Consider the following 18,290-nt stretch of genomic DNA (forward strand, 5'->3'; position numbering starts at 1 on the left):
CCGTTAGGTCGCGTATGGCCTCCGAGTCGTGCGACGTCTGCGAGCGGTCCGTGCGGATCGCCGGCGGGATCGGCGACCTGTGGAACTTCGCATTCGAGTCGACGCAGGGACTGACCTTAGAACTCACCGACGGCTCGGAGTTCTTCCTCTGTTTCGACTGTATGGAGCGGCTCCCGGACGATCACGAACCGACCGCCGAAGACGTGGCCGACCTCCGCGAGCGCACCGATCCGATCGAAGACGACGGCAACCACTTCTGGCACTGGGGCTGACACGGGGCGGTCTCCGAATCCGGCCGAAGCGGTTCAGAAAAGCGCCGATCGCGTCAGTGCTCGCCCGACCGCTCGTCCGACTCCTCGCCGACCTCGGGCGTCGTCGGCTCCGGCTCGACACCGGTGTCGGCGGGCGTCGCGGTCGCGTCGGTGACGTCGTTCGACCGCGCGCCGCTCCCGAACAGCCGGTTGAGGAGTCCGCGGTCGCTCCGCGGTTCGGCGAGCAGCACGGAGCAGTTCACCTCGCCGAGCACGTCCAACACGAGCGACCCCCGCACCAGCCGCGAGAGCAGTCCCTTCTGTGTCGCCCCGATGATCAGCATCGTCGCGTCGCGGGCGGCGCGCTCGATGCTGGTCTCGACGTCGCCGGTCTCGATCCGGAGCGTCGCGTCCGAGAGGTCGTGCGCGTCGGCCCACTCGGAGAGGAACGCGCGGCCCGCCTCCTCCTCGCCCGCCTCGGTGACGTGGAGCAGCGTGACCTCGCCGTCGAACTCGACCTGGAGCATCTTCGCCACCGCGCCGGAGAGATCCGAGGCCGGACCGCCGGCCGTCGGCACGAGGATGCGCGAGGGGTCGAACCCGCGGTCGCGGAACACGAGGAAGTCGGAGGGCAGCGAGTACGCCAGCTCGTCGATGGCGGACTCGGCGCGCCCCGGAGCCCCGTGGGAGTCCTCGCCCCAGCCCATCACGGTCATGTCGGCCCCGTAGGTGCGCGCGGCGTCGAACACCTCCTCGAACACGCGGTGCGATAAGACGACGTGGGTCTCGACGTCGACGCCGAACGTCTCGGCGTCGTCGCGAGCCTTGTCAAGCAGGCTGTGTGCCGCCTCGTGTGCGCCGCGGTCGCGCGCCGCCTCCAGCGAGGTCTGGTCGGGCACGTTCGCGATGTTGACCGCGACGACGGTCCCGTTCCGCTGCTTGGCGATGGCCGACGCGAGCGTGATCAGGTGTTCCTCAGTGCGGGGGTTCGCGATCGGCACCATCACGCGGTAGTCGTCCCCGCTCGGCTGGACCGACGTGGCGGCCGACACGGCGGCCTTCGGCAGGTCGTCGGAGCGGTCGAGGATCCACGTCCCCAACACGCCGCGCGCCTCCACCTTTCCGCGGGCATACAGCAGATACCAGAGGAGCGCGAAGGCGACGAGGCCGCCGGAGATGGCGATGATCCGCGGTTCAATGTAGACGATCAGCGCGAACGACGACAGCGCACCGATTATCGGCACGGCGGGGTAGAGGGGGACCTCGAAGTCGGGGTCGTACCCCTCGACCTCCGACTCGCGCATCACGATCAGCGCGATGTTGAGCAGGCCGTAGACGATGAGGTGGAGCACGGAGCCCATCGCCGACAGCGACTCGACGCCCCCGGCGACGAGGAAGAGGATGATGAGCGCCCCGGTGAGCGCGATCGACTTGTAGGGCGTCCCGAACCGCTCATGGATCTCGTTGAGCTTCGGGGTGACGATCTTCTCGCGGCCCATCGCGAAGTTGATCCGCGACGACGAGAGGATGGAGGCGTTCGCCGACGAGGCGGTCGCGAGCAGCCCGCCGATCAGGAGCATGCCGGCACCGACCGCGCCGAGCGAGTAGCCGAACACCTCGTAGTTGCCGAACAGCAGTCTGGCGGCGTCGACGACCGCGGTCTCGTTGTTCGCGACGAGTTCGTTCGGCACCGCCGCGAGCAGCACCAGCAGGAACAGCGCGTACACGACCGTGACGATCACGACCGAGCCGAGGACCGCGAGCGGGAGGTTCCGACCCGGGTCCTTGATCTCTTCCGCGACCGACGTGATCTGGACGAACCCCAGATACGAGACGAAGATGATCCCGGTCACCGGGAGGATCTGGCTCGTCGTGCCCGGGGGCGCGAGCGGCCGCAGCGAGTCCATGTCGGCGTTCAGCAGGCCGACGACGGTGAAGACGGCGAGGATGCCCAGAAGCGACATCACGATGACGATCTGGAGGCCGCCGGTCTCCTTCGCGCCGAAGTAGTTGACCGCGATGAAAAGCAGCGCGCCGGCCAGCCCGATCACCTGCGCCGCCTCCAGCGTGACGGGACCGAGCCCGACCGGATCGAGGCCGACGAGCGCGTTGACGTACTCGCCGAAGCCGTACATGTAGAACGCGGAGGCGAAGGCGAGTCCGAGCCAGTTCGCCCAGCCGGCGATCGACCCGAACAGCGGGCCGAGCGCGCGGTTGACGTAGAAGTACGCACCGCCGGACTTCGGCATCGCCGTCCCGAGTTCGGAGGCGGACAGCGCGGTGAACAGTGCGATCACGCCGCCGAGGACGAACGTGAACGCGGCGAGGGGGCCGGCGCGGGCGACCGCGGTGCCGGGCAGGACGAAGATGCCCGCGCCGATCATCGTCCCGATCCCGATGGTGAGCGCCGCGAGCGGCCCGAGGTCCTTCGCCAGTTCCTCGTCTCCGCTCACGGCGGGCCACCTCGGGCGGTTGTGACTCTCCGGGCGTGTATCATACCACATTTCTCTGCTCTGTTCGTATAAACCCGGTTGATCCGGTCGACCGCGCCGTCTTCGGAAGCCGGGGCCGCCTCCGAGAGGAGCGAGCCGAATCGGATTGCGCCTTTTGAGCGGAACACAAGGTCCATACCCTCACGCGTCCCGGTACGATCTAACAGGTGGATCCCGTGACGAAGAAACGCGAATACCGCGACGACTACGACGACAAGACGCTGTACATCCCCGGCCCGACGGAGGTCCGCGAGGACGTGATCGAGGCGATGACGGAATCGACGTTCGGCCACCGGATGGACCGGATGACCGATCTGTACACCACCATCGTCGAGGACACGAAGGAGTTCCTCGGCACCGACAACGAGGTCGTCATCCTCACCGGCTCCGGCACGGAGTTCTGGGAGGCGACGACGCTCAACCTCGTCGACGAGCACGTCCTCGTCCCGACCTGCGGCGCGTTCAGCGAGCGCTACGCCAACGTCGCCGAGCGGCTCGGCAAGGACGTCACCCGGCTGGAGTACGAGTGGGGCGAGGCCGTCAAGCCCGAGGACGTCCGCGAGGCGATCGAGTCCGCCGACGTGCACTACGACATGGTCGCCGGCGTGATGAACGAGTCGTCGACGGGCGTCCGCAATCCGATCGAGGAGATCGGCGACGTACTCAAAGAGTACCCGGACACCTACTTCGCGGTCGACGCCGTCTCCTCGCTCGGCGGCGACTACGTCGACATCGACGCCCACGGCATCGACGCGATCTTCGCGTCCACCCAGAAGGCGTTCGCGATGCCCCCGGGACTCGCCGTCTGCGTCGTCAGCGACGACGCCTACGACCGCGAGACCGAGAAGGGCGACTCCTCGTGGTACGGCGGCTTCCGCCGCACGATCGACTACTACGACCGGAAGGGGCAGACTCACTCGACGCCCGCGATCCCGGTCATGCTAGCGTACCGCAAGCAGATGAAACACATGCTGGCGGAGGGCCACCGCGCCCGCGACGAGCGCCACCGCGAGATGATGGAATACGTCCACGACTGGGCCGACGAGCACTTCGCGATGTTCCCCGAGGCGGGGTACGAGTCGCAGACGGTCGCCTGTATCGAGAACACGCGGGGGATCGACGTGGCCGCGACCATCGAGGAAGTGAGCGAGGAGTACGACATGGCCTTCTCGAACGGCTACGGCGACATCGGCGAGGAGACGTTCCGGATCGGCCACATGGGCGAACACACCGTCGAGAGCGTGAAGGAACTCACCGACGCCATCGAGGACGTGGCGGACCTCTGAGTCGGCCGCCCCGCAGTCAGTCCCCGTCGCGGTCGGCGACAAGTTCGATCCGGTAGATTCGACCGCCGGTCTCGGTTCGATCGACCCCCGCGACGACGAAGGCGTGGTCGGCGACGTCGACGATGTCGCCCGTGTCGAGCGGCTCCGTCGGGTCGTCGTCGTCCGATTCGCTCGCGTTGCCTCCGTCGTTCCCGTCGACGGCGTCCGCACCGACGCCGAGCGCGGCCTCCCCTCGGTCGATCGCGCGACGCCAGAAGGCGTCGGACGGCGGCCGCGGTCCCACCCGCGACGCCAGTTCGCTCCGCGTGAGTCGTCTCATCGGATTTGCCTCGTCGCGTGAGCCCTTATCGGGTTCGGATCCCGACGGGCCGGAGAAATCGCTACAACCAGAGCAGTTGCGCGTGCCGCGTCTCCTCGAACTCTAGGACGGTCTCCTCGTCGACGAGGCCGGCCTCGACGGCGACGCCGACCGCCTCGGTCCCGACGATGTTCGCGACCTGCGCGCGCTGGAGGCCCGCGACGACCTCCTCGGCGGTCGCCTCGACGGCGTCGTCGCCGCCGTAGAACTCCTCGCTCACGGTGAGCGTGACGGGACCGTCCTCGTACGTCTCGCCGAGACAATCGGGGTCGCAGACGGAGACGAGCCGTCCCTCGGCGGTCTCGCGCTCGCGGAGGAGCATTCAGAAGCCCTCGGGACCCTCGCCCTGAAGCTCTCGCTCCGGCCCCTCGGCCTCGCCGTCCTGCCCGCCGCGGCCGCCGCTCTGTCCGCCCCGGTCACCGGCTCCGGGCTGGCCGCCGGGTCCGCCCGCACCGGCTTGCCCGCCGCGACCGCCCGCACCGGCCTGCCCGCCCGGACCGGGTGCCTGTCCGGTCTGTTCTTCGATCAGCTGCTCTTCCGTCTCGCGGCGGAGCTCCTCGGCGCGGTCGGCGACCTCCTCGGCCTGCTCGTGGTCGCCGGCCTCTTCGAGCGCCCGCGCCTTCTCCTCTAGGACGCCCGCGTCGCGGTAGCCGAGGCGGATCGCGTTGTCGAAGCACTTGACCGCGTCCTCGGCGAGGCCGCGCTCGACCAGCAGGAAGCCGCGGTTGTACCACGCTTCGGCGAAGCGGGGGTCGGCCTCGACGGCGCGCTCGGCGTGTTCGAGCGCCTGCTCGCTGCGGCCGGACTCCCAGAGCGCGTACGCGAGGTTGGTCTCGGCGGTCGCGGCGTGTTCGGACTCCTCGTCGATGCGCAGCGCCTCCTGATACGCGCCGACGGCCTGGTCGAACTCCTCAAGCTGGGCGTGGGCCGCGCCCTTGTTCACCCACGCCTCCTGGGCTTCGAGCGAGTCCTCGTCGGCGAAGCGAGCGGCGCGCTCGAACGTCTCCGTCGCCTCCTCGAACTTGTTGATCCCCATGTACGAGAGGCCGACGTCGACCAACTGCTCGACGTCGACGTCCTCGCTACCGATGTTCCGGCGGTCCAGCTCGTCGGTCAGCGCCCGGGAGTCGACCGGATCGACGCGGCTCGGGTCCTCGCCGAGCTCCGGCGGGTCCAGCGTGAACGCGTCGTAGTCGGCGTCGACGCCCTGCCCCGAGGAGAACTCGTGGCCGTCGTCGTCGCGTTCGTCAGTCATACCCCTCGGTTGGCGGTCACGACGCGTAAGGGTTGCGTCGCACGGGTCCTTCGGGGGCAATTCCCACGGAAAACGCCGAAATCGGGCGGTGGCTCGGAAGGACTCGGCCGGACGCATCCGTCCCGGCGACCGGACGAACGCACCCGCCACGGCGACCCGACAGACGGGCCTCTCCGGGAGGGCCCGAGACGCTCCGGATTTTCTTCGGGGTACAGCCCCCAAGACGGCGTATCGCGGACATGCTTTTATTAGTTCGGCGCGCAGACGTTCGGTCGATGACCGGTCCCCGACTCTCCACGCGGCTCCGGTTCGGCGCGGCGGCCCTCCTCGTCGCCGTCGGCGCTGCCGCGAGCGTTGCCGCCGCGCCCGACCTCCCCGCCCGAATGGTAACGACGTGGGACGCCGCCGGCGAGCCGACCGGCACGCTCTCGAAGACGGCCGGGATGTGGCTCGTTCCGGGGCTCGCGGCCGGGCTGCTCGGCCTGTTCGCGCTGCTCCCGCGGATCGATCCCCTCCGGGAGAACGTCGCCGCGTTCCGGGTCCACTACGACCGGTTCGTCGTCGTGCTCACGGCGTTCCTCGTCGCCCTCCACCTCTCGGTGCTGGCCGTCAATCTCGGCTACGCGGTCGACGTGACGACGCTCGCGGTAGCGGGCGGGGCCGCGCTGTTCTACTACCTCGGCACGCTCTTGCCCCACGTCGAGCCGAACTGGTTCGTCGGGATCCGGACGCCGTGGACGCTCAGCGACGACGCCGTGTGGGACCGCACCCACGCACTCGGCGGCCGGCTGTTCAAGCTCTCGGCCCTGATCGCGGTCGTCGGCCTCTTCGTCGGGGAGTACGCCGTCTACTTCCTCGTCGGCCCCGCGCTCGCGACGGCCGCGGTCACCGCGGCGTACTCGTACGTCCTGTACGCGCGTCGCGGGGACGACGGCAGTGACCCCGACGCCGCCGGCCGGACCGCGAAGTAAGCGACCGCCGAGCGTCGAAGGAGAGAGAGACGACGGCGAGTTCCGCCCCGGTGCCGGGCGTTTATGTCCGCGGCCCCGAAGGGAGGTGTATGACCGAGGAGTCACGCGCGGACCGGCGGTCCCCCGTCGGCGAGCCGGTCGTCCGGTCGGACCCGGCGGTGACCGGCGACCGGGCCGCCGAGGCGGTGGGGTTCGACCCGAACGACCCCGACAGCGTCGCCGAGGCCGCGGAGACGGTGGCCCGGTTCGCGGCCGGCGACGTGGGCGACGACGACAACGTCCTCATGCTCCGCGGTGCCGCGGCCTGCGCGGCGCTCGTCCGCGGCATCGGGTCGTACAAGGAGGCGGCCGAGCGGGCGGGCGGCGACGTCTCCGTCGCGTTCATCCGCAAGTGGGCCCGGGTCCACGACCTCCCGCAGGCGATCCGCCGACAGGTCGCCAACGGGCGGATCGCGCCGAGCGCCGCGAAGCACGTCGCGCGGCTCGGCGGTCAGGACCGGTACCTGCTGGCGTGGGCGGCGATCGACGGCGACCTCACGGTTCGAGAGGTGCGCGCGATCGCCTCCGCGGTCAACGACGGGACCGACATCGAGAGCGCGGTCCGCGACGCCGGCGTCGAACTCGGGCGGCTCCAGGTCCGGCTCCCGGCCGAGACCTACGTCGAACTCCGTCGCCGCGCCTCCATGGAGAACGACGAGCCGGGAGCGATCGTCGCCGATGCGGTCGACGCGTACCTCGACGACGCGTAGCCGCCCGCGGACCGCGCCGCCACGGTTCTAAACGTTTATCCGTGGTCTGGTCTTACCTGTTATCGTCTGGGCCGGTAGCTCAGTTAGGGAGAGCGTCCGGCTTTTAACCGGACGGTCGGGGGTTCGAATCCCTCCCGGCCCGTGACCTGTCGCGAGCACAACCGCGAGCGACAGGTCTCGAAGGAGGATTCGAAGAGGCCAGTCGCGCGCAGTGAGCGGAGCGAACGAGCACGTCTGAGCGTAGTTCGAATCCCTCCCGGCCCGTTTTCCTGCGACCAACGGGAGCAGTGAAAACGCCAGCGGGATTCGAACCAGGGAGCGGGAGGTGAGCGAGCGGAGCGAGCGAACGGGAGCGACCGCGGTTCGAGTCCCGTCACGCCCTCCCGGCCCGTACTCCTCGCGGCGAGCGATTCCGCGAGCGGCGGAACCGTCGACTACGTCGCCGTCTCTGCGATCCACTCCAACGCCGACCGCCGGTGATCGAGCAGCGTCCCGAGGTGGTCGGTCGCGGCGGTCTCCAGCGTGCCGCCGCGCTCCCGAACGAGCGACCGAACCGGCGGAAGCGGCGTGTTCTCGTCGCTCGTGCCGTGCCACGCGCGGACGGGGACGTCGGACGGGACCGGGTCGAACGCCGCGTCCGCGAACGACCGGTTCTCGCGTTCGACGGCGCGCGCGCCGGGGTCGAGCGCCTCGTGGAAGTCGGCCGCGACCGCCTCGGCGACCGCGTCGGTGACGGATCGGTCCGTGTACTGGGAGACGACCGCGTTCGGCCCCGAAACCGACGCGAACGCCTTCGAGAGGCGGAACGTCGCGCGCAGCGCGAACGGAATCGAGGCGAGCGTCGCGAGGGCGTTCTCGGCCGGGGGGACGACGGTGCTGACCAGCCCGACGCGGGTCACCCGGTCGTCGGCCGCGGTCGCGAGCGCGAACGGACCGCCGCCCGAGAAGCCGAGCGCGCCGGCCCGGTCGACCGACTCCGCGTCGAGGAGCGTGGCAGCGTCCGCCGTCCAGTCCGACGGCGACCACTCGCTCGGCGGCGGCGAGGAACGGCCGTATCCCGGGCGGTCGGGAACGAGGAGCCGTACGCCGGCCTCGGTGGCGGGCTCCGACAGCAGCGCCCCGAACAGCCGCGACCCCGGTGTGCCGTGGTGAACGAGGACCGGGAAACCGTCGGGGTCGCCGCCGGTCGCGTACGAGAGGGTGCGTCCGTCGGGGAGAGTACACGCGTCCGTCCGAAGGGTCGTCGATTGGGGCGTCATGGCGGGACCTACGCGCCGTTTCTCGGAGGGGCCGAAAACGGGTTACGGTCTCTCGGTCTCGGCGTCGTGGCGGCGACGCTCACGGGCGTCGAAACCGGGGGAAAGAAAGCGTGTCGCCGTCGGAGCGGCGAGCCGTCGGCCGGATCAGTAGCCGAGCCGCTCGCGCACGAGGACGAGCGTCGTCCGCCCCTCCTCGGTCTCGCGTCGGTAGACGAGCTGTTTGGCGATGGCGGACTCGACGCCGTACGCCTCCTGTGCGCGTTCGTTCTCCAGCGGGTACGCGACCGATTCGAGGCGGTCGAAGGCGTCGTCGAGCGTCGGGACGATCTTGTTGACCCCGCTGACGATGACAACGTTGCCCGCGGCGAACGGGTACGCCCCGATCCGGCTGCCGGAGAGGTCGGCCGCGACCAGCTCGCCGGTCCCCGCGATGGCGTTGATCCCGCCGAGGAAGTAGTCGGCCGTCTGCGACTCGCGGCGCGCGGTCTGTCGCTCCGCGTCGTCGTCGATGCCCCAGATCCGGTCGGGGAGGCTCTCCCAGTCGTGGTCGCCCTCGCTCAGGAACTCGTCGAACCCGATCTCTTCGAGCGTCGTCGAGTGCCCGTTCATCACGGAGACCCCCGCGGGGATCTGTGATTTCACCGTCTCTAACGCCTCGTCGGCGTCGTCGACGACGATCACGTCGAAGCCGCGCTCCTCCAGATTTGCGACGGTCTCTTCGACCGTCTCCGCGTCCGGGATGTCGTCCAACTCCGCGTCGATCTCCGCGTCGTCTGCGTAGTCTGCCTTCTGCTGTGACATTGTGAATGGGATCGAACGGACCGCGCCGCGCGTCTGCGGCGAGTCCGTCCAGTTGATAGATCGGAGGCACGGACGACACTTAACGGCTCGCGAACACCCGTGTCGGGTGGTTACACCGGTGTTACCGTCGTGTCGATTCGGATACGTCACCGCCGTCGAACGCCGAGCCGGCGGCTCTTCGGTCGTGGCGTCGGTCGTCGATAAAAATCGCGTGTCGTCGAGGCCCGAAGGGGCGCGCGACGGTCGGTCTGGTGGCGGTTCGGTGAAACGGCTGCGGTCGGAATCAGGGGGCGTGTGAGTTCTCGCCGAACTTTACATCGCGCCGCCCATACCGCCCATGCCGCCCATGCCGCCGCCCATTCCGCCGGGCGCGCCGCCGGGGCCGCCCTCGTCGCCGCCGTCGTCGGAGCCGCCGCCCTTGAGGTCGCCGGCCGCGATGACGTCGTCGATGCGGAGGATCATGACGGCCGCCTCGGTGGCGGACTCTATGGCCTGGGTCTTGACGCGGAGCGGCTCCACGACGCCCTCGGCCTCCATGTCGATCACGTCGCCCGTGTAGGCGTCGAGACCGGCACCGAACTCGCCGCCGTCGTGGCGGGAGCGGAGGTCGACCAGCGAGTCGATGGGGTCGAGACCCGCGTTCTCTGCGAGGGTGCGCGGGACAACTTCTAAGGCGTCGGCGAACGCCTCGACGGCGAGCTGCTCGCGGCCGCCGACGGAGTCGGCGAAGTCGCGGAGCTGCAGCGCCAGCTCGGCCTCGGGCGCGCCGCCGCCGGGCAGGACCTTGCCGTCGAGCAGCGTCGTGCGGACGACACCGAGCGAGTCGTCGATTGCGCGCTCGACCTCGTCGACGACGTGTTCGGTGCCGCCGCGGAGGATGAGCGTGACGGACTTCGCCTCTTCGACGTCCTCGACGAAGATGCGCTCGTCGCCGCCGATGTCCTTCTGGGCGACGGAGCCGGCGAAGCCGAGGTCGTCCGCCTCGATGTCGTCGAGGTTGGAGACGACGCGGCCGCCGGTCGCGCGGGCGAGGCGCTTGAGGTCGTCGGACTTCGCGCGGCGGACGGCGAGGATGCCCTCCTGCGCGAGGTAGTGCTGGGCCATGTCGTCGATGCCGTCGCCGACGAAGACGACGTCAGCGCCGATGTCGACGAGGTGGTCGACCATCTCGCGGAGCTGCTCTTCTTCCTGGTCGAGGAACTGCTGAAGCTGGTCGGGGTCGGTGACGTTGACCTCGGCGTCGATCTCCGTCTCCTTGACCTCGATAGCTCCGTCGAACAGCGCCACGTCGGCGTCCTCGACGGCGAAGGGCATGTTCTCGTCGACGCGCTCTTTGTCGACGATGACGCCCTCGACGAGCTCGGACTCGTCGATGGAGCTGCCGACGACCTTCTCGACGGAGACGTTCTCCGTGTCGATGCCGTCGTCGTCCTGAACCGCGAGGACGGCGTCGACGACGAGCTCGGCGAGGAGCTCCTTGGAGTTCTCCGCGCCCTTGCCCGTCATCGCCGTCTCGGCGATCTGGACGAGCGTGTCGCGGTCGTCCGGGGAGACCTCGATGGCCTCGTCTTCGAGGATCTCCTTGGCCTTCTCGGAGGCCTGACGGTACCCCTGCGCGAGGGTCGTCGCGTGGATGTCCTGATCGAGGAGCTCCTCGGCCTGATCTAAGAGCTCACCGGCGACCACGACCGCGGAGGTGGTGCCGTCGCCGACCTCCTCCTCCTGCGTCTCGCTTACCTCGACGATCATGTTGGCCGCCGGGTGGTCGATGTCCATCTCCTTCAGGATGGTGACGCCGTCGTTCGTGACGACGACGGACCCGCCGGAGTCGACGAGCATCTTGTCCATCCCTTTCGGACCGAGCGTGGTGCGGACGGACTCCGCGACCGCCTTGCCGGCCGTGATATTCATGTTCTGAGCGTCCTTTCCGGAGGTACGCTGCGACTCTTCGGAAAGCACGATCATGGGCTGATTGCCCATCCGCTGACGCTGTGACATTACACTCATTGATTGATTGTGATTCTATATAAATCTGTCGTTGGCTTCGTGCGAAACCGCGACACGGTGGGGAGGATCGGGTAGTATGAGTCACGTTCACACAACCCTTTATATAGAAGGCCAGATCGAGTGGTGGGACGTGGATTGGCTAACGAACGTAGTGCGGTGGCGCGTGCCTGCGAGCGGCGCGGAGCGCCGCGAGGCAGCATGCGCGAGGGAGTCAGTCGCCGGAGCGAAGCGGAGGCGACTGACGAGGCTGGGGAGGTCTGAGGTGCTGTGCGGTTGCGGTGCGGGGTGGGACTCGAAGGGGCAGTCACGAGGCAGGCGGAGACGACGTAAGCACCGCAGGAGCGAACGTAGTGAGCGACGAGGAGCACAGCGAGTGTCCGCCTACATCGCGACTGGGGCTTCGGCGGTGCCCGTACTGCTCACGAACTTATTTTAATAGTCCCGTCGGTGTGGCCGTATGGCGACGGATGGTCCCCCGGAACCGAGCGACTCCGCAAGATTGTTTGAAGGTCGAACGGTCCCTATCGTTCTCGGAATCGGCCTCATGATTGCTGGCCTATCGTTTCTCTTCGCGATTGCGCCTCAAGTCGCGTTTGGCGTTTTTCTCGTTCTCTCTGGGGCGTTCCTGTTTACTTCGTATTCGTGACATCCGACTCTGGTTAGTACGCTCCGTGAGATCATCGGTTACGGAACACACAGAAACTAGTCGAAAAGAGGTACCGACGACTCCGGGACCAGATCTCGCTTACTGCGGCGCGTTGAAGCTCACGTCGTCGTCGAGCTCGTTCGACATGCGCTCCAAGTACGAGTACACCGCGCCGTGCGGAGCCCCGTCCAACAGCATCCCGACCGCCCGACGGACCACTTCCAGCTCCTCGGGCTGGCCGACCGCACCCACGGTCGACCCGTAGACGACGACGTTCGCGCCCGACAGCTCCTCCATCAGCTCGCGCGTCCGCCCGTTCTCGCCGATGATCCGGCCCTTCTTGCGCTGGAGGTCGTTGTCGTTGCGGGTGTGCTCGGACAGGTCGATCAGGTCGAGCGTCCGGAGGTCGTGGTCGAGGATCGACAGCGCCGTCTCCGGCTTGAAGCCGCGGCCGATGGCCTTGATCACGTCCGGGGCCACCATCGCGGCCACGGGATCGTCGCGCTCCTCGATGGCGACGCTCCCCGACTCCGAGTCGATGTCGAGCCGCACGTTCGCCCGCTCTTCGATCTCCCGCATCGTCTCGCCACCAGCGCCGATGACGACGCCGATCCGGTCCTGCGGAACCGTCACGTGTTGCATATCAGAGAGTACCCGGCGGAGCCTTTTAACTGTGTTCCGGCGACGGCGGTGTGCGTGTGAGTACCGGGCGGCTGCGGCCCGCTGACGGGGATTTCGATCCTCACGCCGCGTCGGAGGTGTCGCGGTCGGGGTCCCCGCTCGACTCCCCCTCCGGTTCCCCGCTCGGGTCGGGGTCCGGCTCCGTCACGTACGCGCGGAGGTCGTCGGGGTCGACGTCGATCCCCTGTCGCGTGAAAAAGGCCGCCACGTTCTCGCAGTCGCGGTCGAGGAACTCCCCGGCGTTCGGATGATGGACCGTCACGGCCTGCCCGAGGTCGATGATAACCAGCTCGCCGTCGTGGATGATCATGTTGTACTCCGAGAGGTCGCCGTGGATCAGCCCCGCGCCGTAGAGCCGGCGCATGTACTCGCGGACGACCTTGTAGGCGGTCTCGGGGTTCTCCACGTCAACCTCGCTCAGCCGGCGGGCGCGCTCCTCGGCGTGCCCGACCAGCTCCATCACGAGGACGTTGCGCTGGACCGCGATCGGTTCGGGGACGCGAACGCCCGCCTTCCGGGCGCGTTCGAGGTTCGCGAACTCCTTGCGGGTCCACGCCAGCACGACCGCCTTCTTGTCGCTCGCGATGCCCTCGAACCGCGGGTCGCCTTCGAGGTAGTCGCGCATCTGCCGGAAGTTCGAGGAGTTGATCCGGTACACCTTCACCGCGACCTCGCGCTCCGGCGTGACGCCCTCCGGCCCGCCCCCGGCCGCTTCCGACCCCGGCTCCGGGCGCTCGCCCGCCTGCCCGCCGAGCGCCTCGAAGACGCTCGCCTCTTTGCCCGTCGACACCGGCCCGCCGAAGGCGTCGATATACCCGTCCTGAACGAGTTTATAAAGGGCCGCCAACGTGGCGTCGTCGAACACCGACTCCTGTAGCTTGAACTGCTCGGTGTCTTTGATCCGCTTGCGGAACTCGTCGAACTCGCGGTCCTGCCGCCGGGCGATCCGGTCGGCCTCGGTGTCGGAGACGTCGAGCTGTTCCCACTCGTCGCCGGGCTGGTCCGCGGGTTCGAGCAGGCCGAAGTCCTCGCTCATTCGTCACTGAGTTCGGCGGCGCGAGGGATAAGCGAGGGGGTCTGTGTCTCCCGCTGACGGCGTCCGAACGCCGACGAGCGGGCCGTTACAACACGTCCATCGCGTCCTCGACGGGCATGTGGCCGTCGCGGACCGCCTCCAGTATCGTCCGGCGCTCCTCGATCTCCGGGTCGCTCGCGTCCGCGTCGCTCCCGTCGTCGCCCACCTCCGCGAGCGTCACCTTCTCCGTCTCGCCGACGAACTCGGGGAAGTCGGTCCCCTCCGCGAGCGCTTTCTCCTTTTTAACCCGGTACGAGCCGGCGTCGGTGGTGTACAGGTCGCCCGGGTGGAAGAAGTACCAGTCCTCGCGGTCGAACCGCACCGCGATCCGAGCCTTCGCGCCGAAGTTGCGCGCGAAGAACAGGAGCGCCTCCACCTCCTCGCCGGTGAGGTAGATCGGGTCGCCCGCGCTCGATTTCGCCTCGATGGCGTAGAACGTCTCGCCGTCGCCCGCGAGCACGTCCGGAAGTTCGCGCTCCGTGGCGGAGCCGCTGGCCGGCGCGCGCATCACGGCGAACCCCGACTCGTCCAAGGCGTTCACCAGCTCCCGCTCGCGGCGGTCTCCCTTCCGGTTAGCGGACACGGTCGTCGTCACCCGGTTCGGTCATGGGCGTCGTAGACGCGAGCCGGGCAAAAGCCCAGCGGGTCGCCGGCCTCTCCCCGAGACCGGGGCATTTCGTCACTCCCGCAGCCGCTTCGCGTGTTCGACGACGACGCGGCCCAGCCGCTCGGTGCGGCGGCGGATGTCGTCGTCCGTAATCCGCGGCCCGCCGTCCGGGTCGCTCCCGCTCCCGACCCCGCCCGTCTCGACGACCGAGGAGGCCCCCTGAATCCCGACCTCGTGGGGGACGGTCCACGCGTGGACGTTCCGGAACGTCGACCGGAGGTGTTCGAGCGTCCCGCCGTAGGAGCCGCCGCCCGCGGTCGCGAGCAGGCCCACCGCTGTGTTCGCGTACTCGTCGGAGCCGCAGAAGTCGTGGAAGTTCTTGAACGTCGACGAGTAGGAGCCGCGGTAGACGGGGGTTCCAGCCAGCACGCCGTCGGCCTCGCGGACGCGGCGCTTCAGCGCCTCGCTGTCGCCCTGCGCGTCCTCGTCCGGGTGGTACAGGGGGAGGTCGACCGCCCCGAGGTCGATCAGGTCCGTCTCCGCGCCCGCGTCGGCCGCGGCGTCGAGCGCGACCGACAGCGCGGCCCGCGTCGTGCTCTCCGCCCGGCGGCTGCCGGAGATGGCGGCGATACGTGTCATACCTCGCGTTCGGAGCGAGGGAGCAAAAACGGAGGCGGTTTGAAATCCGAGCGCAGCGGACCGCGGTGGCGGTGGCGCGTGCCTGCGAGGCCGCCTTGCGGCCGAGCAGCACGCGCGAGGGAGTCAGTCGCCGGAGCGGAGCGACGGCGACTGACGAGGCTGGGGAGGCGTGAGGCTGTGCTGTGCGGTCGCGGGGCGGGGCTCGAAGGGGCAGTCGGGAGGCGGGCGCAGACGACGTAAGCACCACAGTGAGTGAGCGGAGCGAACGAGCGAGGAGCGCAACGAGTGTGCGCCCGCCTCGCGGCTGGGGCTTCGGCGGTCGTGTCGCCGACAGCGACTGCGCCGTACCGAGTGACCGAGGCTTCGGAGGCGGTTGTGACCTCTCGCAAAATGATCGCGTCGTGCCACCGGGCATTATGAGCCTCGCCGTCAACGACACCTACATGAACCAGATTGCCTTCGGCACGGACGGCTGGCGCGCCACGCTCGACACCTTCACCGACGACCGCGTCCGGATCGTCGGCCAGGCGGTCGCCGACCACCTTTCGGCGGCGGGTCACGACGAGCCGGTCGCGGTCGGCTACGACGCCCGCGAGACCTCGGAGGGGTTCGCCGAGAGCCTCGCCGAGGTGCTCGCCGGCAACGGCTTCGACGTGATACTCCCCGAGCGCGACGCGCCGACCCCGGTGATCGCCCACGCCATCGTCGCCCGCGGGCTCGCCGGCGCGTGTATGATCACCGCCTCTCACAACCCGCCCGAGTACAACGGCGTGAAGTTCATTCCCGACGACGGCGCGCCGGCGCTGCCCGAGGTCACCGAAGACATCGAGGCCCGCCTCGCCGAGCCCGACCTCCTGCCCGAAGCCGAGCGCGGCGAGGTGTCGCGCGTCGACCTCGTGAGCGACCACGCCGACAAGGCTCGCGAGGTGGTCGGGACGGCCCTCGGGGGCGACGATGGCGACGCGGTCGACCTCGACGGACTCACCGTCGCGTACGACGCGATGCACGGGAGCGGGCGCGGCGTCACCGACGCGCTGCTCGAATCGGCCGGCGCGGCGGTCGTCCGCCTGCGCTGCGAGCGCGACGTGACCTTCGGCGGCGACTCGCCCGAGCCCTCGGCCGAACACCTCGACGCGCTCGCCGAGCGCGTCACCGACCCCGAAAGCGACGTGGACCTCGGGATCGCCAACGACGGCGACGCCGACCGGATCGCGGTCGTCACGCCCGAGCGCGGCGTCCTCGACGCGAACCTGTTCTACGCGGCCTGCTACGACCGCCTCCTCGAATCCGACTCCGGGCCGGCGGTGCGCACCGTCTCGACGACGTTCCTCGTCGACCGCATCGCGGAGGCGCACGGCGAGGAGGTGTACGAGACGCCGGTCGGCTTCAAGTGGGTCGCGGAGGCGATGGGCGAACACGACGCGCTGTTCGGCGGCGAGGAGTCGGGCGGGTTCACCCTCCGCGGGCACGTCCGCGAGAAGGACGGCGTGTTGATGGCGCTGCTCGCGGCCGCGACCCACGCCGCCGAGCCGTTCGACGCCCGCGTCGACCGCCTGCTCGACGAGCACGGGCACATCGCGGCCGGGAAGGTGTCGCTCGACTGCCCCGACGACCGCAAGGCGGGCGTCCTCGACGAACTGGAAGACCACATCCCGGAGTCCGTCTGTGGCTCCCCCGTGGCGAAAGTCGTCACCCTCGACGGGTTCAAGCTCCTCCTAGAGAACGGCTCGTGGCTGCTCGTCCGCCCGTCCGGCACCGAGCCGAAGCTGCGGGTGTACGCCGAGGCCGACAGCGACGAGGCGGTCGAGGAGCTGCTCGCCGAGGGCCGCGAGATCGTCGAACCGCTGATCTGACGCCGGAACGGGGTCAAGCCGGCGGCTCCGAACGACGGGCTGATCGCCCGCCGCCGAGAGTTTCAGTTCCGCCTTGCGTTCGGCTCGTTTATTTATGAATTAACGGCATATCGTCTCGTACGGCCGGATTCCCGGCCGAGAGCGACCATGATCGACGACCCGCTGCCGACGCCGAGTGGCATCGACGCCGAACCAGCGCAGAGCGAGGAAGATCCGAGCGACGAGCGCCCGAGCGGCGGGCGAGCGAGCGACGGAGAGCCGGACGCGGAACGGACGGCCCGCGAATCGGGGACCGACCGGGATCGATCCACCGATCCGCCGCCCGATTCGGAAGCGGGCGAGGGGCTCGGAGACCGCGAGTCCGAGACGGCGGCCGGCGACGACGACTCGGACGAGTCGGAGCCGCTCGAATACCGGCTCGAACGGCTCCGGCTGTGGCGAACCGTCGTGACGCTCGCGGTGGTCGTCGGCCGCCTCATCCGGTCGCTTTGAGCGTTTCCGTGCCGGCCCGATCGGGTGTCTTTTTAGGGGATACCGCCCAAGCTGAACGTATATGTTCAAGGCCATCGTGGGCGCGTCGACGTTTCAGGACGCGCTCGATTCGGTGAGCGTGTTGGTCGACGAGTGTAAGATCCGCCTGAACGAGGAGGAGCTCTCCATCCGCGCCGTCGACCCCGCCAACGTCGGCATGGTCGACCTCACGCTGGAGGCCGCGGCGTTCGAGTCCTACGAGGCCGACGGCGGCGTCATCGGCGTCAACCTCGCCCGCTTGGAGGACATCGCCGGGATGGCCAACTCGGGTGACCTGATCCACCTCGAACTCGACGAGGAGACCCGCAAGCTCCACATCGAGATCGACGGCCTGAGCTACACCCTCGCGCTCATCGACCCCGACTCGATCCGGCAGGAGCCGGACATCCCCGACCTCGATCTCGCCTCCGAGATCGTCGTCGAGGGTGCCCAGCTCGACCGCGGGATCACGGCCGCCGACATGGTCTCGGATCACATCCGCCTCCGCGTCGACGAGAGCGACGAGGCGTTCTACATCGAGGCCGAGGGGGACACCGACGACGTCAACCTCAAGCTCGACCGCGAAGACCTCATCGCGCTCACCGCAGGGGCCGCCGACTCGCTGTTCTCGCTCGACTACCTCAAGGACATGAACAAGGCGATCCCCTCGGACGCCGAGGTCACCGTCGAACTCGGCGAGGAGTTCCCCGTCAAGCTCCACTACGGGTTCGCGGAGGGGTTAGGGAACGTGACATTCATGCTCGCGCCCCGCATCCAGAGCGACTGAAGCGGTCGAAATCGGCCGATTCAAAATCACACGTTTCGAAGTCGGCGTCCCTCTCGTTTTTCG

The 18,290-nt window shown here is 69.0% G+C and carries 18 protein-coding genes and 1 tRNA gene; 8 read left to right on the forward strand and 11 right to left on the reverse strand.

All coding sequences use genetic code 11. The features are described from left to right. Window positions 1-14: 14 nt before the first annotated feature. Window positions 15-272 (forward strand): DUF7561 family protein, encoded by a 258-nt coding sequence (locus QOL69_RS08710; RefSeq protein WP_283402869.1) that lies wholly within the window; start codon window positions 15-17, stop codon window positions 270-272. Window positions 273-325: 53 nt separating this feature from the next. Here QOL69_RS08710 and QOL69_RS08715 read toward each other — a convergent pair whose 3' ends face one another. Next, on the reverse strand, window positions 326-2,704 hold the full coding sequence (locus QOL69_RS08715) for an amino acid permease (RefSeq protein ID WP_283402870.1): 2,379 nt from the start codon (window positions 2,702-2,704) through the stop codon (window positions 326-328). Window positions 2,705-2,919: 215 nt separating this feature from the next. Between QOL69_RS08715 and QOL69_RS08720 the strand changes: the two genes are divergently transcribed. Continuing rightward, window positions 2,920-4,029, forward strand: a complete 1,110-nt coding sequence (locus tag QOL69_RS08720) for a pyridoxal-phosphate-dependent aminotransferase family protein (RefSeq protein ID WP_283402871.1) — start codon at window positions 2,920-2,922, stop codon at window positions 4,027-4,029. A 16-nt stretch (window positions 4,030-4,045) separates the two neighbouring features. Here QOL69_RS08720 and QOL69_RS08725 read toward each other — a convergent pair whose 3' ends face one another. The 3 genes from QOL69_RS08725 to QOL69_RS08735 all read right to left on the reverse strand — a co-directional run bounded on the left by QOL69_RS08725 (window position 4,046) and on the right by QOL69_RS08735 (window position 5,642). Further along, window positions 4,046-4,348: a hypothetical protein gene (locus QOL69_RS08725; protein ID WP_283402872.1), complete on the reverse strand. Its 303-nt coding sequence runs from the start codon at window positions 4,346-4,348 to the stop codon at window positions 4,046-4,048. Window positions 4,349-4,409: 61 nt separating this feature from the next. Further along, complete coding sequence (locus QOL69_RS08730) at window positions 4,410-4,709, reverse strand: DUF424 domain-containing protein (RefSeq protein ID WP_006629105.1); 300 nt, start codon at window positions 4,707-4,709, stop codon at window positions 4,410-4,412. Continuing rightward, complete coding sequence (locus QOL69_RS08735) at window positions 4,710-5,642, reverse strand: tetratricopeptide repeat protein (RefSeq protein ID WP_283402873.1); 933 nt, start codon at window positions 5,640-5,642, stop codon at window positions 4,710-4,712. Between the two features lie 275 nt (window positions 5,643-5,917). On the opposite strand from QOL69_RS08735, the gene QOL69_RS08740 reads away from it, so the two are divergent. The 3 genes from QOL69_RS08740 to QOL69_RS08750 all read left to right on the forward strand — a co-directional run bounded on the left by QOL69_RS08740 (window position 5,918) and on the right by QOL69_RS08750 (window position 7,504). Continuing rightward, window positions 5,918-6,613, forward strand: coding sequence for an SdpI family protein (locus tag QOL69_RS08740; protein ID WP_283402874.1), 696 nt, complete (start codon window positions 5,918-5,920; stop codon window positions 6,611-6,613). Between the two features lie 89 nt (window positions 6,614-6,702). Beyond that, a complete protein-coding gene (locus tag QOL69_RS08745) occupies window positions 6,703-7,362 on the forward strand; it encodes a DUF7119 family protein (protein ID WP_283402875.1) in 660 nt (219 codons plus the stop codon). Window positions 7,363-7,430: 68 nt separating this feature from the next. Then, window positions 7,431-7,504, forward strand: a tRNA-Lys gene (locus tag QOL69_RS08750). A 292-nt stretch (window positions 7,505-7,796) separates the two neighbouring features. Here QOL69_RS08750 and QOL69_RS08755 read toward each other — a convergent pair. The 7 genes from QOL69_RS08755 to QOL69_RS08785 all read right to left on the reverse strand — a co-directional run bounded on the left by QOL69_RS08755 (window position 7,797) and on the right by QOL69_RS08785 (window position 15,077). Further along, the gene (locus QOL69_RS08755; RefSeq protein ID WP_283402876.1) at window positions 7,797-8,621 is read right to left on the reverse strand and encodes an alpha/beta fold hydrolase; all 825 of its coding nucleotides are present in this window, start codon (window positions 8,619-8,621) and stop codon (window positions 7,797-7,799) included. A gap of 144 nt (window positions 8,622-8,765) precedes the next feature. Continuing rightward, entirely contained in the window at window positions 8,766-9,422 is a 657-nt protein-coding gene (locus tag QOL69_RS08760) for a lactate utilization protein (protein ID WP_048077696.1), read from the reverse strand. A 312-nt stretch (window positions 9,423-9,734) separates the two neighbouring features. Beyond that, the gene (gene thsA, locus QOL69_RS08765) at window positions 9,735-11,387 is read right to left on the reverse strand and encodes a thermosome subunit alpha (protein WP_283404224.1); all 1,653 of its coding nucleotides are present in this window, start codon (window positions 11,385-11,387) and stop codon (window positions 9,735-9,737) included. 787 nt (window positions 11,388-12,174) lie between these two features. After that, window positions 12,175-12,717 (reverse strand): 16S rRNA 3'-interacting factor aDim2p, encoded by a 543-nt coding sequence (locus QOL69_RS08770; RefSeq protein ID WP_006629113.1) that lies wholly within the window; start codon window positions 12,715-12,717, stop codon window positions 12,175-12,177. A gap of 100 nt (window positions 12,718-12,817) precedes the next feature. Further along, window positions 12,818-13,792, reverse strand: coding sequence for a serine/threonine-protein kinase Rio1 (gene rio1, locus QOL69_RS08775; protein ID WP_283402877.1), 975 nt, complete (start codon window positions 13,790-13,792; stop codon window positions 12,818-12,820). 85 nt (window positions 13,793-13,877) lie between these two features. After that, the gene (gene hjc / locus QOL69_RS08780; protein ID WP_321169513.1) at window positions 13,878-14,426 is read right to left on the reverse strand and encodes a Holliday junction resolvase Hjc; all 549 of its coding nucleotides are present in this window, start codon (window positions 14,424-14,426) and stop codon (window positions 13,878-13,880) included. A gap of 84 nt (window positions 14,427-14,510) precedes the next feature. Beyond that, window positions 14,511-15,077: an NADPH-dependent FMN reductase gene (locus QOL69_RS08785; protein ID WP_283402879.1), complete on the reverse strand. Its 567-nt coding sequence runs from the start codon at window positions 15,075-15,077 to the stop codon at window positions 14,511-14,513. Window positions 15,078-15,520: 443 nt separating this feature from the next. Between QOL69_RS08785 and QOL69_RS08790 the strand changes: the two genes are divergently transcribed. The 3 genes from QOL69_RS08790 (at window position 15,521) to QOL69_RS08800 (ending at window position 18,227) form a co-directional block, all read left to right on the forward strand. Beyond that, complete coding sequence (locus tag QOL69_RS08790) at window positions 15,521-16,930, forward strand: phosphoglucomutase/phosphomannomutase family protein (RefSeq protein WP_283404225.1); 1,410 nt, start codon at window positions 15,521-15,523, stop codon at window positions 16,928-16,930. 147 nt (window positions 16,931-17,077) lie between these two features. Next, complete coding sequence (locus tag QOL69_RS08795; RefSeq protein ID WP_048077694.1) at window positions 17,078-17,422, forward strand: hypothetical protein; 345 nt, start codon at window positions 17,078-17,080, stop codon at window positions 17,420-17,422. Between the two features lie 61 nt (window positions 17,423-17,483). Beyond that, window positions 17,484-18,227, forward strand: a complete 744-nt coding sequence (locus QOL69_RS08800) for a DNA polymerase sliding clamp (protein ID WP_048077693.1) — start codon at window positions 17,484-17,486, stop codon at window positions 18,225-18,227. The last annotated feature ends 63 nt before the right edge of the window (window positions 18,228-18,290 follow it).

The sequence above is a fragment of the Halorubrum sp. DM2 genome, from assembly GCF_901686465.1.
Lineage (GTDB): Archaea > Halobacteriota > Halobacteria > Halobacteriales > Haloferacaceae > Halorubrum.

Coding starts and splice junctions, on each gene's coding strand:
- QOL69_RS08710 (WP_283402869.1), top strand. CDS start 15: ATGGCCTCCGAGTCGTGCGACGTCTGCGAGCGGTCCGTGCGGATCGCC.
- QOL69_RS08725 (WP_283402872.1), bottom strand. CDS start 4,348: ATGAGACGACTCACGCGGAGCGAACTGGCGTCGCGGGTGGGACCGCGG.
- QOL69_RS08730 (WP_006629105.1), bottom strand. CDS start 4,709: ATGCTCCTCCGCGAGCGCGAGACCGCCGAGGGACGGCTCGTCTCCGTC.
- QOL69_RS08735 (WP_283402873.1), bottom strand. CDS start 5,642: ATGACTGACGAACGCGACGACGACGGCCACGAGTTCTCCTCGGGGCAG.
- QOL69_RS08740 (WP_283402874.1), top strand. CDS start 5,918: ATGACCGGTCCCCGACTCTCCACGCGGCTCCGGTTCGGCGCGGCGGCC.
- QOL69_RS08745 (WP_283402875.1), top strand. CDS start 6,703: ATGACCGAGGAGTCACGCGCGGACCGGCGGTCCCCCGTCGGCGAGCCG.
- QOL69_RS08755 (WP_283402876.1), bottom strand. CDS start 8,621: ATGACGCCCCAATCGACGACCCTTCGGACGGACGCGTGTACTCTCCCC.
- QOL69_RS08760 (WP_048077696.1), bottom strand. CDS start 9,422: ATGTCACAGCAGAAGGCAGACTACGCAGACGACGCGGAGATCGACGCG.
- thsA (WP_283404224.1), bottom strand. CDS start 11,387: ATGATCGTGCTTTCCGAAGAGTCGCAGCGTACCTCCGGAAAGGACGCT.
- QOL69_RS08770 (WP_006629113.1), bottom strand. CDS start 12,717: ATGCAACACGTGACGGTTCCGCAGGACCGGATCGGCGTCGTCATCGGC.
- rio1 (WP_283402877.1), bottom strand. CDS start 13,792: ATGAGCGAGGACTTCGGCCTGCTCGAACCCGCGGACCAGCCCGGCGAC.
- QOL69_RS08785 (WP_283402879.1), bottom strand. CDS start 15,077: ATGACACGTATCGCCGCCATCTCCGGCAGCCGCCGGGCGGAGAGCACG.
- QOL69_RS08790 (WP_283404225.1), top strand. CDS start 15,521: ATGAACCAGATTGCCTTCGGCACGGACGGCTGGCGCGCCACGCTCGAC.
- QOL69_RS08795 (WP_048077694.1), top strand. CDS start 17,078: ATGATCGACGACCCGCTGCCGACGCCGAGTGGCATCGACGCCGAACCA.
- QOL69_RS08800 (WP_048077693.1), top strand. CDS start 17,484: ATGTTCAAGGCCATCGTGGGCGCGTCGACGTTTCAGGACGCGCTCGAT.